Origin of the sequence: Oxobacter pfennigii, assembly GCF_001317355.1 — a bacterium.
Classification (GTDB): domain Bacteria; phylum Bacillota; class Clostridia; order Clostridiales; family Oxobacteraceae; genus Oxobacter; species Oxobacter pfennigii.
Window position 1 is genome coordinate 127,647 of record NZ_LKET01000026.1, and the last position, 12,493, is coordinate 140,139.

General features: G+C 36.0%; 14 protein-coding genes and 1 pseudogene. 8 read left to right on the forward strand and 7 right to left on the reverse strand.

The annotated features are described in order from the left end of the window. Positions 1–11: 11 nt before the first annotated feature. The 4 genes from OXPF_RS05940 to OXPF_RS05955 form a co-directional block, all read right to left on the reverse strand. Positions 12–608, reverse strand: a complete 597-nt coding sequence (locus OXPF_RS05940; RefSeq protein ID WP_054874291.1) for a LysE family transporter — start codon at positions 606–608, stop codon at positions 12–14. A gap of 13 nt (positions 609–621) precedes the next feature. Beyond that, entirely contained in the window at positions 622–1,056 is a 435-nt protein-coding gene (locus tag OXPF_RS05945; protein WP_054874292.1) for an Lrp/AsnC family transcriptional regulator, read from the reverse strand. 293 nt (positions 1,057–1,349) lie between these two features. Beyond that, entirely contained in the window at positions 1,350–1,691 is a 342-nt protein-coding gene (locus tag OXPF_RS05950; protein WP_054874293.1) for a hypothetical protein, read from the reverse strand. Between the two features lie 26 nt (positions 1,692–1,717). Beyond that, on the reverse strand, positions 1,718–2,131 hold the full coding sequence (locus OXPF_RS05955) for a putative ABC transporter permease (RefSeq protein ID WP_054874294.1): 414 nt from the start codon (positions 2,129–2,131) through the stop codon (positions 1,718–1,720). A gap of 179 nt (positions 2,132–2,310) precedes the next feature. Here OXPF_RS05955 and OXPF_RS21630 point away from each other — a divergent pair, with 179 nt between their 5' ends. After that, entirely contained in the window at positions 2,311–2,484 is a 174-nt protein-coding gene (locus OXPF_RS21630) for a DUF1540 domain-containing protein (RefSeq protein WP_083479715.1), read from the forward strand. 50 nt (positions 2,485–2,534) lie between these two features. Here the strand turns inward: OXPF_RS21630 and OXPF_RS22985 are convergent. Further along, positions 2,535–3,842 (reverse strand): annotated as a pseudogene (locus OXPF_RS22985) (YeeE/YedE family protein). Between the two features lie 225 nt (positions 3,843–4,067). On the opposite strand from OXPF_RS22985, the gene OXPF_RS05970 reads away from it, so the two are divergent. Further along, complete coding sequence (locus tag OXPF_RS05970) at positions 4,068–4,964, forward strand: LysR family transcriptional regulator (protein ID WP_054874295.1); 897 nt, start codon at positions 4,068–4,070, stop codon at positions 4,962–4,964. Here the strand turns inward: OXPF_RS05970 and OXPF_RS05975 are convergent. Next, complete coding sequence (locus OXPF_RS05975) at positions 4,961–5,179, reverse strand: sulfurtransferase TusA family protein (protein ID WP_054874296.1); 219 nt, start codon at positions 5,177–5,179, stop codon at positions 4,961–4,963. The two genes, OXPF_RS05970 and OXPF_RS05975, sit on opposite strands and share 4 nt — an antisense overlap. Positions 5,180–5,254: 75 nt before the next feature. On the opposite strand from OXPF_RS05975, the gene rffA reads away from it, so the two are divergent. From rffA to OXPF_RS06005, 6 genes are read left to right on the forward strand one after another with little or no spacing between them, the layout of a single operon-like run. Further along, positions 5,255–6,397: a dTDP-4-amino-4,6-dideoxygalactose transaminase gene (gene rffA / locus OXPF_RS05980; RefSeq protein ID WP_054874297.1), complete on the forward strand. Its 1,143-nt coding sequence runs from the start codon at positions 5,255–5,257 to the stop codon at positions 6,395–6,397. Next, on the forward strand, positions 6,398–7,126 hold the full coding sequence (locus tag OXPF_RS05985; RefSeq protein ID WP_054874298.1) for a glycosyltransferase family 2 protein: 729 nt from the start codon (positions 6,398–6,400) through the stop codon (positions 7,124–7,126). Positions 7,127–7,136: 10 nt separating this feature from the next. Next, entirely contained in the window at positions 7,137–8,366 is a 1,230-nt protein-coding gene (locus OXPF_RS05990) for an ATP-grasp domain-containing protein (RefSeq protein ID WP_242854332.1), read from the forward strand. 16 nt (positions 8,367–8,382) lie between these two features. Further along, entirely contained in the window at positions 8,383–9,375 is a 993-nt protein-coding gene (locus OXPF_RS05995; protein ID WP_054874300.1) for an ABC transporter substrate-binding protein, read from the forward strand. Beyond that, positions 9,365–10,150 (forward strand): ABC transporter permease, encoded by a 786-nt coding sequence (locus OXPF_RS06000; protein WP_054874301.1) that lies wholly within the window; start codon positions 9,365–9,367, stop codon positions 10,148–10,150. Before OXPF_RS05995 ends, OXPF_RS06000 begins: the two co-directional genes overlap by 11 nt. Beyond that, positions 10,150–10,914, forward strand: coding sequence for an ABC transporter ATP-binding protein (locus tag OXPF_RS06005; RefSeq protein WP_152967707.1), 765 nt, complete (start codon positions 10,150–10,152; stop codon positions 10,912–10,914). The genes OXPF_RS06000 and OXPF_RS06005 overlap by 1 nt, the downstream gene beginning before the upstream one ends. On the opposite strand, the gene OXPF_RS06010 is transcribed toward OXPF_RS06005, so the two are convergent. Then, positions 10,904–12,481 carry an ArnT family glycosyltransferase gene (locus OXPF_RS06010; protein ID WP_054874303.1) on the reverse strand — a complete coding sequence of 526 codons (1,578 nt, stop codon included), beginning with the start codon at positions 12,479–12,481 and terminating at the stop codon, positions 10,904–10,906. The two genes, OXPF_RS06005 and OXPF_RS06010, sit on opposite strands and share 11 nt — an antisense overlap. Between the last annotated feature and the right edge of the window lie 12 nt (positions 12,482–12,493).

A 12,493-nucleotide genomic window follows, 5' to 3' on the forward strand; every position in this document is an offset into this window, starting at 1 on the left:
ATCTCCCTTTTTTAATTCTTAAGTTTTGTAAACATACTTAATCCAAAATATACCAAATATAGTCCCACGCCATACCCCATTACTTTTATTATTTTAGGATTTAAAAGCTTTGATGCATATTTGCCCCCGGCAGAAATCAAGCCTAAAAATAAAACTGTGGCCATTACGCAACCTGCCGAATATGCCAGTATGCTTGCCGCCCCTGAAAGCTTATTGGAAGCCATAAGGGAACCGAATACCCCCGACCAGAACAATATAGTTAAAGGATTGGTGAGAGTAAGCTTTATCCCATATAAAAAGCTGTTCCTATCTGCCTGCTTAATAACAGTGTCATTCTTGCCCTGTTTTTTAAAATAGGATAAACCAAAATATATAAGGACGAATCCGCCTACTGACAGAACAACTTTATTTAATATATCGATCTTTAATAAAGCGGCCATACCAAGCAATGAAGCTATAATATATAATCCGTCCACAACAGCTACTCCCAAGGACATTTTCATTCCTTCTCTGAATCCCTTTGATAAGGATAAAAGCAATACCGACAGGCATACAGGCCCTATAGCTATTTGAAGCATCAACCCAAAAAACAATCCCTCAAAGAACATAAATTATTTCCCCCTATACTTCCTCTTTAATGCTGGAAAGAGCTATAATTGTATTTGTCCTTGTAACACCTGCAGTTTTTTTCAATTTATTTGAAATGAATTCTTCCAGATCACTGGTATTTTTAACCACCACCTTTAACAGATAATCGTATTCACCTGCTATATGATGACACTCAAGAACTGCCTCTTCCGACTTTATGGCTTCTCTGAATCCTTTTATATGCTCTGTCTTTTCAATAGTTGCGAATATGAAGGCCATAAGTCCTCTATCCAATTTGTCCCTGTCAATCTTTATAGTATATTGGCTTATAATTCCACCATCCTCAAGCTTGCGCATTCTTTCAGCCACTGCAGGCACTGAAAGGTTTATTCTTTTTCCTATCTCAGATCCCGTCATCCTTGAATTGCTTTTTAATAGCTTGATTATTTTTATATCTAATTCATCCATACCCTATCCTCCAGTTAAACTATTTAATGCATTATACTATTTTATTTAAATTAATCATATACTTTTTTATAATTACAATAAATTTTAAAGTAACTAGTCGTTTATAATTAAAAATTTTATTATATGATTTACAAGAGCACCTTTGATTGATAAGCAAATTTATAAAATATATTCATGGAATAAAACTGAAATACAAAATAAAAAGGCTTATCTAATAATAAAAGCATATTAAATAAACCTATTTATTCTAATTTTTATTAAAATATTTAACCATCATATTTTATCGTAACTTGCTACAATACATACCTTCTTTTAAAAGTAGTTTCTCCGCCTAAAAATTCACCTTTCTGCCCGATTTCTATATTGATCCCCGTGCAATAAAATTCTGAAATATCAAGGCCGCCGGCAGCTCTTGCCGACCAGTCTATTATTTTATCTTTGATGAATTTTATAGATTCTACACTGCCTTCAATTCCGTTTTCTTCTTCAATATTTTCAATATCATCCTTAAAGAATCTGACAATAACCTCAGGCGTACAGTCGAGTGGTTTCTCACCCTCTCTGAAAATTCCTGCATCGCTGACATCGATATTTATGCTCCACCGGCCATTTATATCTATGTTTGCATAATTCAAAAACATACCCCCTGCAGGTCTTTATTTTATACCCTCTTTAACACTTTGTAGCCCATAAGCAAATCATGAAGCTTTTCAAATAAAATTCCTGCTGCAAACCAGGCAGGTGCAAAATCCAGCCTGATTAATCCGTCTATTTCATATGGAGTACCGCTGTAGTTCCATGGACATACTCCCATAACTGTTTTGAGAAGCCAACCGGTAGAATATTCTGCCAGAAAAATCAATAATGTATAGGCACCTCCCCTTAGTATAACCGGCCAGTTTCTTATTCTGTTATGTATAGGTTCTAAAAATATTGCCAACCCATATATAGGGAACATCCATATATACGTCCAACCCTGGAGTTTTGGGTCACCGCTGATCAAGGAACCAAGACCGGTCCAGAAAATTTCTATGCACCATCCTGCTAGTCCGTATATTATAAATCTGCCTCTCATGAATGTATTTTCTGCATTTTTTTAAAAATCTTGCATGAAAAATAAAAATTTTACCTAAAAAAGTACAAAATGTTAATTTGATTGTCTTAAAGAGTAAATAGATTTTTTATTTTATACCGAATAAGTTTTTTTCGAAGGCAAATACTAAAAGCATAATCTTATTAAAGGAGGAAAAATCTATGGAAGGTAAAGTAGAAAAAATGAATCAACCAAATCCAGGAATTAAATGTGTAGTTAATACCTGTCACTATTATTCGTCAGGAGACCACTGCACTGCTTCTAAGATTGAAGTACAGCCAAGAAATGCCAACAGCAATGACGAGACAGACTGTGCTACTTTTACAATGAAATAGTTAAACTGAAGGAGGCAAACTTTTGCCTCCTTATTTATATATTGTTTTAATTATATAAAAAATTTCAATAACAGCTTACCGCCTACCACTGCTCCTATAAAAACAAATATAATATATACCCATCCGGAGACCGAAAGAGAGGAGATACCACTGTAAAGAGCTCCTATATTGCAGCCAAAGGTAATCCTTGCTCCATATCCCATCAACAAGCCTCCTATCATAGCTGCAATTATCTGCTTTTTCGATTTTGCTTTTCTTATTTTAAATTGTGAAGCTAATAATGCGGATAATAAAGAGCCTAAAATAATGCCTAAATTCCTTATGGAACCGGGATCCTTAATAAATCCATTATTAATTATTTCCCGCGCTTCCTGGTTTTCAAAATAATACCATTTATCAAGATTGCCTCCTAAGGCTTCATATATCCAGGCTCCCCAGTTTGCAAAAGTTTTTGATACTCCCCAAGGTTCTTTAGTCACATAGAGAGTTATAATTTGAAGAATAGACAAAAGTACTGCACCCGTCACATATGACCAAGGTTTTTTCAGCCAGTTGATAATCAAATGCTTCTTTTCGATATTCATGTTTTCATCTCTCTTATCCTTTTCCATTCACCCCAGCTCCATTTCCTCAGTTTGTGCCCAAAACTCTTTTGCAATTTATACTTCTGCATTCCTTTTTTCCCATCTATAAGCAATGTAATATAAAATGCCTATAATAAGCAGCTGGATTATCAAAGCATTAAGCCAGCCGAACATTTCAGGCATAAATATGGCAGGCCCCTTTTTTATAAAATTGCTCTCCCACCACTTAAAGTCCTTGGCTCCCCATAAAGATCCAATTATAAAAAATATAAATGTCACCATCTGCATGGTGTGTCCTTCGCCTGTTCTCATAAGAGTTCCCGTAGCACACCCTCCTGCGATTACCATTCCTATTCCAAAAATAACAGCTCCCGCAATTGTTGCAATGCTTATAGGAACGATAGCGCTTTGCCCCGGTAGAGGCATGTCCTTCAGATAAACAATATATTTTATCGCCGTAAAACCTACAGTGGTTATTGCCAGTGCAATAAGCAGGGCTCTGGTCAGCGAAGTGCTTCCTGTAAGATAGGGGTCTCTCATGGATGCTACAAAACAAAATCTGGATTTTTGGAGAACAAATCCAAAACAAATGCCGGTTATCCAGAAGAAAGTCAGTTCAACTGAACTGATTAAAAGATATATTCCAAATATAATCATTGCTATAATCAAAAGTATGCCAAAACCTATCTGGCTCTTTGTTTTTTTTGCGGAGCCTGTTTTTGCATTTCCTTTTAGACTTTGGGATTTCCCGATGCTTATTTCATCTTTTGTCATTATATCACGCTCCTATTAATGATATTATTTTAACAACTACTTAATAATAATTATAACAGAAAAAAAACTTTTATTATCGATTATGATAATACAATATAACAAAAATCAATGGCGCTGAATCTGCTATTAGTTTTTGTTATAGCCGATCATATGATAAAATATTATCAGATTAATCGTCAAAAAAACTACTTTAATTCTATATAAAGGTCATTCAGGAGGTCTTTTATGCAAATTGAATCACTTAAATTCTTCTATGAAGTAGCTTCTGCAAAAAGTATCTCGAAAGCCGCTAAAAGTTCAATGATATCACAATCAGCATTAAGCCAGCAAATTCAAAGGCTGGAAGACAGCCTGGGAATCAAGCTTCTTGAAAGAAGCAACAGGGGTGTAGAATTGACTGAAGCAGGTTTGCTAGTGGAAAAATACGCCAAAAACATACTTCTTACTTATGAAAACATGGTGGAGTCTCTGGCAGATATAAGCAAAAGCAATAACACCATAAAAATTGATTCCGTTTGGACTATAGCCACCTATGCCCTTCCCTGCGCCTTGTATAAGCTTAAGAAGAAATTTCCCGGCTACAGCTATAATTCTATGACAAATTTTTCCGATGACGTTGAACAAAACGTCATAAATGAAATCTGTGACGTAGGATTTATATATGACAAACCCCACGATATCAATCTTACCAGCAGCAGAGTTGCAAGTGACAGATTTGTTGCGGTAGCTGCCGAAAACTTTAGTATCAAACACACGGTATGCCTTAAGGATTTGAAGGATTACGGCCTTATAATGTTGAACAGCAAATCCCGTGAAAGAAAATCCCTGAATCAGCATTTCCTTGAACTTGGCCATGACCTTAACAACTTTAATATTTTATTTGAGCTGGACTCCATAGAATCCATAAAATCTGTTGTTGTAAAAGGTTATGGAATATCATTCCTTCCATATTTATCTATCAAGAAAGAATTGTATACAAAGCAATTAAAGGAGATACAGGTATCTGACTTCAACATGAGCTTTGACATATATATGCTTTATAAAAAGGATAAGTATATGAAGAAAAGCATAAAAGATTTTATTCAATATATCAAGAAGATAGGTGAAGAAAGCTTCTGCTAGCCTTTTATAACTGTTATCTCCCAAACTCCATTAATGACTTCTTCACATTGTACCTTAAATTTTTTATTTTTAAAAAAATCCATAACGGATTGCTGCGTACAGCTATGGTCAGTCACTACTTTTATTGAATCTCCTGATTTCATAGACTTTAAGTTTTCTTTAATGCGTATTATGGGGACAGGACATATTTCCCCAAGGCAATCTACTTCTATCATTATATCACCCTAGCTTTAATCATTATTTATAATATTATAACAGCAATATAATACACTTGCAAAAAGGTGAATGATATGAAAATACCTTTCAATAAAATACATTTAACAAATAAAGAACTTGAATATATAAATGATGCTTTAACCAGAGGACAGATAAGCGGTGACGGACATTATACAAGGCTGGTGGAAAATCATATAAAAGAAAGCTTCAATACAAAGAGAGTTTTCATGACCACCTCTGCAACCCATGCCTTGGAAATGGCTGTAATGATGATTGATATAAAACCCGGCGATGAAATAATAATGCCCTCATATACATTCCCGTCATGCGCCAATGCCGTATTGCTAAGAGGTGCTAAGATAGTGTTTTCCGAGATAAAAGAAGATACCTTAAATATTGACCCTGATGATGTAAAAAGAAAAATAACATTCAAAACACGAGCCATCATGCCTGTTCATTATGCCGGTATATCCTGTGAAATGGATAAGCTCTTGGATATTGCAGCCTATCATAATTTATATGTAATAGAAGATGCTGCCCACGCCGTAAATGCTTTGTATAAGGGAAAATATCTGGGTACTTTAGGTCATATGGGCTGCTACAGCTTTCATGGCACCAAAAATTATATATGCGGCGAAGGCGGGGCTTTGTTACTAAACACTGACGCTTCAGATCTTTATAATCATGCCTCTATTATAAGGCAAAAAGGAACCAACCGGGAGCAGTTTTTAACCGGAAAGATCGATAAATACTCATGGGTAGGTTTAGGCTCAAGCTATACTCCTTCTGATATGCTGATGGCTTTTTTATATGCCCAGCTTATATGTATGAATGATATCAAGAATAAACGGAAAATAATTCATGATTATTATACTGTAAGGCTTTCAAAATACGTTGAGAAGAAAATAATAAGAACAAATACCATACCCCAGGACTGCGAATCAAATTATCATATTTTTTATGTATTATTCAATGATGAAAATATCAGGAGCTTTGCAGAGAAGCAATTAAAAAAGAAAGGTATACAGGCTTCCAATCATTTTGTCCCGCTTCACTCTTCTCCTATGGGGCTGAGTTTAGGTTATAAAACCGGGCAGCTTCCTATTACCGAAATGGCAGGGAAGTGTTTATTAAGGCTCCCCATATATACGGATATGACTTTAAATGAGAGGGAATATGTAATAGATAATCTTGAAGAAATATTGAAGGTGATTTAAATGAAGCCTTTTATCTCTGTGATTATACCGGTTTACAACAGCTGCAATACTCTGGATGAACTTTATTCTCAAATTACAAAGGTCTTCAACGACTCCTTTAAAATTGAAATTATTCTTGTAGATGACGGCAGCAAGGACTTGAGCTTTGAAAGGATGTCACTTTTAAGTAAAACAGACAGGCGGGTAAAAGCAATCCGTCTGGATGGTAATTTTGGACAGCAAAACGCCATAATGTGCGGATTGAATTACTCAAAAGGAGAATATGTTGTCACAATGGACGATGATCTTCAGCACCCGCCTCAGGAAATTCATAAGCTGTATGAAAAAATACTCATGGGCTATGATGCAGTATACGGTATACCCCAGGTAAAAAAGCATTCTCTGATAAAAAATATAGGCTCTATTATGACGGACAGGCTGTTTAATTTAATATGCGGCAAACCAAAAGATATAAGAGTCAGCAGCTTCAGAATAATGACAAGGTCTGCTGTGGATACCATTATCAAAGACAATACCCCCTTTGTGTACATTTCCGCCATAGCCTTGAAAAATAAAATGAAAATAGGAAATGTGACTGTGGTTCACAATGTGAGAAAAGAAGGAACCTCAGGCTACAGCTTATATAAACTGGCAAAATTGTTTTTTAAACTTTATATCTATTATTCACCTATGTCTTCATTAAAAAATAAAAGCTGTTCACCTCAATATATTATAAAAGACATGGATTAAGGAGCATATGATGAAACTTTTGATTTTAGGCGGAGGCAACAGTCAGATTAATGCAATAATAAGGGCCGGGGAAAAAGGTCATACAGTGATTGTATCGGATTATTATGAAGATGCACCTGGAAAATTAATCTGTCATTATAAAGAAACGACCAGCACCTTTGATATTGAGGGCAATATTAAAATTGCAAATAAATATAGCATAGACGGAGTCATGACCATTGGCACCGACCAGCCAGTTTTAACTGCTGCAAAGGTTGCGGAAGCTTTAAGCCTCCCTTCTTTTATAGACAGTTCCACAGCCCTTGCGGTGACAAATAAAAAGGTAATGAAAAAAATCTTTAAGGATAAGGGCATTCCCCAAGCTGAATACAGGATTATCAAAGAGGAATTTCATAACGGTGAGCTTTTTAAAATTAAATTCCCCGTGGTAGTAAAGCCCTTGGACAGCCAGGGACAGCGTGGTGTATACAAGCTTCATTCAGCTGATGATATAAGAAAGAATATAAATGATGTTTTAAGCTATTCCAGAGAAAAGGAAATTTTAGTGGAAGAATACTATAAACATCAAGAAATAACTATAAGCGGATGGGTTTTGAATGATGCGGTTCATGTTCTTACGGTGACAGACAGAATAACATATAATAATTATCCTCACATAGGCATATGTATTGCCCATAATTTCCCTTCAATACAAAATGAATTGCATTATGAAGAGATTCTGAATTTGACTGAAAAAATTGTTAAAAGCTTTAATATTCATAACGGTCCTATTTATTTTCAAATGCTTTGCGGCAATGATGGAATTAAAGTTAATGAAATTGCCTGCAGGATAGGCGGCGCTTATGAGGATGAATTGATCCCTCTCCTTACGGAAGTGGATATTTTAGACATGGTATTGAATTATTCACTGGGCATTCAGGTTGATTATACAAGCCTTGAAAAATATGATGTAAGAAAAAACAATAAATGCGCTTCTGTTCAAATGATTTTCGTAAAACCAGGTACAGTCAAATCCATTACTCCCATTGAATACATAAAGAGCCTTGCCGGAGTTTCTTATGCAAAATATAATGTCCAGGTTGGAAGTACAATAGGTGAAATAATAAACGCAACTCAAAGGGCTGGATATATGATAATCCAAGGGGAAAGTAAGGAAATTTTAAAGATGAATATAGACAACGCCTTCAAGCATCTTAAAATTCTCGATGATTCAGGTAATGATATGGTTATAAAGTTTTAGAAAAGAGGGACAAACTTTGAAAAAAATACTGCTTGATAAAAGAGGTTTTATACTTTTAATTATTGTATTGGTTTTGCCGCCCATATTATTTGGCTGTACAAAAATGCAGGGCCGAAAGGACAACCAGGAAAGAATTCAAATTGCCATACAGTTTGGACTGGCTTATGCCCCCCTAGAAATTATGAAACAGCAAAAAATACTTGAAAAGAATTTGCCCGGCGTAGAAATAGAATGGAAGCAGTTGGGTAATACTGCCGCCATACGTGAAGCCATGCTGTCAGGTGACTTAGATGCGGGTTTTATGGCAATTCCTCCTTTTTTAATAGGCTGGGATAAAGGCATGGAGTGGAAAATATGCTGCGGATTATCCAAAAGTCCTGTCAGCCTTGTGACCTGGAAGGAAAATATAAAATCCATAAGGGATTTTACAAAAGAGGACAGAATTGCAATGCCCCAGCCCGGAAGCGTTCAGGATATATTGCTAGCCATGGCCTGTGGAAAGGGGTTCGATAACCCCCGGAAATTTGAAGGACAAATAATTACTCTTTCCCATCCTGACGGTATGAATGCTCTGTTAACCCGCGGAGATGTGACGGCACATTTTACCGCTCCTCCTTATTTATCCATGGAGCTTGAAGAACCGGGCGTCCATGAAATACTAAAAGGAAACGACGTAATGGAAGGAGACTTTACTTTTATTGTGGGTGTAACCACGGACAAATTTTATGATAACAGCCCAGAGCTTTACGAAGGCTTCATTGCATCAATAAAGGAATCCGCTGATTTTATAAATGATAACCCTGAGGAAGCAGCCCATATCCTCTCCCAAGTCTATGATATGCCAGAAGAGGATATTCTTGAGTATCTCCATATGGAAGGCGTTGAATATGGCCTGAATGTTGAAGGCACAAAAAAGTTTGCGGGCTTTATGAAAAAAAACGGATATATATCAAGGGATATAACCAATGAAAGGGATATTTTCCAGGAAGATGTTGAACATGAAAATTAAATTTGCAGAGAACAAAATCATACCAAGATTAATATGGATAGCAATAATACTTATCATATGGCAGGGTATTTCTTTAACAGGAATTTTCTCTCCGCTTATCTTGCCGTCAGCCTTGCAGGTTCTGAAAGCCTTATATATTTCCTTTATAAATGGAGAAATGGCAGGTCAGACTCTTTTGTCTTTAATATTAATTTTGGAAGGCCTTATATTAGGAATAGTACTGGCATTCGTCTTAGCAACATTATCCATGTTATCGGATACTTTCAGAGGACTCATTGATACTTTTATCTCCATAGCCGACCCCCTCCCCGGTATAGCTTTACTCCCTATAATAATTCTTTGGGCGGGTACAGGTACCGCTTCTATTTTAGTTATAATAGTTCATTCGGTTATTTGGCCTATGATTTTAAACATTTTAGCCGGATTTAAATCTATCCCAAAAATATATAAGGAAATTGGCGAAAGCTACGGTCTAAAGCCGATGGGTATAATAAGCTCCATAATGATACCTGCATCGTTGCCCTATTTAATTACCGGTACAAAGATAGGCTGGTCCAGGGCCTGGAGGGCACTTTTGAGCGCAGAGATGGTTTTCGGAGCAGCACAAGGTATGGGCGGCTTGGGATGGTATATTTTTAAAAACCGTGTATTTATGAACACACCGGGTATGTATGCAGGTTTGATTGTAATCATTGCAATTGGTATTGTGGTTGAAGACCTTATATTTGACAGGATAGAAAATATAACGGTGAAAAGGTGGGGAATGACGCTTTGATGAATATAATTGTAGAAAAAACGCCTGCCAAGCTCAAGATAGAGAATTTGACAAAGTCTTATGAAACCGTAAATATATTAAATAATATATCCTTGAATGTCAATGAAGGGGAATTTGTATGCATATTAGGCCCTTCCGGCTGCGGAAAATCGACATTCTTAAGGCTAATTGCCGGCTTTGAAAAGCCTGATAGCGGGCATATATATTTTGATGGTGAGAAAATCAGGGGCCCAGGCCGCGAGAGAATTATGGTTTTTCAGGATTTCGACCAGCTATTTCCCTGGAAAACGGTGCTTCAGAATATTATATTCCCTATGAAAATAAATGCCAAGAACAAAAAAGATGATGCCTTAAGGGAAACCGCTATGAAATTGATAAACAGCGTTAACCTCAACGGATATGAAGACTACTTTCCCCACCAATTATCAGGCGGAATGAAGCAGCGGGCGGCTCTGGCAAGAGCTCTGGCGTCTGATTCAAAAATGCTGCTTTTGGATGAACCCTTCGGAAGCCTGGATGCCCAAACAAAGGAGATACTTCAGCAAACGATTTACAAAATTTGGCAGGAGACTAAAATTACCATGCTCTTTGTCACCCATGACATTCAGGAAGCAATTATACTTTCCAGCCGTATTATAATCATGGATGGAAATAGGAGGTGCATAAAAAAGATACTGACTAATAGCCTTGATTGGCCAAGAACTCCCTCCTGTGCCGGATTCGGTTCTTTGTGGCAGGATGTATACAGTTTAATCAAAGCTTAGACAGGGGTGGATGATCCACCCTGTATATTTTTATGCTCCAATCCCTTGTATTTATATACCTTGCAATCCTCATGCCATATACCCTGTCTGAAAACTCATAAACAAGGGTACAGCTATTCTTTATAAATTCCTGCATATCCTCATAATAGTAAAGCTCCCCGTATAAACCGTCCCATTTAGGCCTTTGATTATATATAAAGTCCATCTCTTCGGGATATACAATGTATTTGATTTCGCGGCTATATATGTAATCTTCAAAATTCATATTGTTTTCTTTAAGAAAAGCCAGGTTGCGGTAATCAAATATTTTTCCGTTTTCAAAATAATATTCCGCATTCAGATTTGCCAGAACCTTATCATCTTTTTTCACTGCTTTAGAAATTTCCTTAAGGTAGTTATCATAGCTGCTGTTTATATAAGGCAGAGCGTTATATATCGTAAACCCACACAATACTGTCGCCAGAATTGATGCTGCAGCCCTTTTATAATAATATCTCCTCAACGACCATAAAGCATTAACGGCAAGTATATAAAATAATGGGAAAATTAGTACTATGCTTGTTTGATTATACCGGCCTATAAGAATTATACCTGCATTAACAGCAATTATAGACAGTATTATTGCAGCTATCTTTTGATTATCATGGCTTTTTTTATTTCTCCATATTTTATAAAGGGAAGCAACCAAAGCCACGGGAAAGATAAAAAACTGAATTCTGATATTGGGAGTATAATAGGTACCGCTTATGCCGTAAAAAAGCTTAAGGTAGAACTCCTTGACTTCCATAAATTTTGAGGTTACCGGAGCTAAAATATCAAACTGTTCACCATACGCGGCATAATTTGAAAAGAAGCCAGTATCAAAGCTCAGGCTAAGTAAAATAAAAAGAGCTGCAAAAACAGATACGATCACAACATAAATTAGAAAATTTTTTATCTTAAGCCTTTTACAAACAAAAATATCATAAAGATAAATAATCCCAAAGGGAAGAGATATAACAAAGCTGTTAGGATGAAGACCAATACTCAATCCTATGATTGTCCCAATTAAGACATCATGCTTTGATTTATGATTTTCAATATTTTTTATGTAGTAATAAAGGCCGTAAATCAGTACAAACAATACTATAATTTCCTGCCTTGCAAAATGAGAGGCGTATATAAACTGCACATCCAGAGCTAAAAACAATACTGCTAAGTATGCTTTTTTTTGGCACCGGAATATAAACTCGGCCAATTTGTACTGGTAATATAGCACCAGCAATCCAAAAAGGAAAGACAATAATCTGAAACTCTGTATGCCATAGCCGAATATTTTCATAAATAAAATCTGCATGCTATGAAAGAAAATTTTTATTGCATGAGGGTTTCTTATATACAAATCAAAGAAGGCTTCGGTTACCGAAAAAGAAGTACTTTCCGACATATTTCTGGCCAGACCGCTGAGCCACGGTTCATCCGAATGGACAAAAGGAAACCTTTTAAGATACATAAGATTTATCGATATATATATGACAATAAAAAAATACAGTGTGTATTTCTTATCTTTATCTATATAATTAATCATGGAACACCTCGT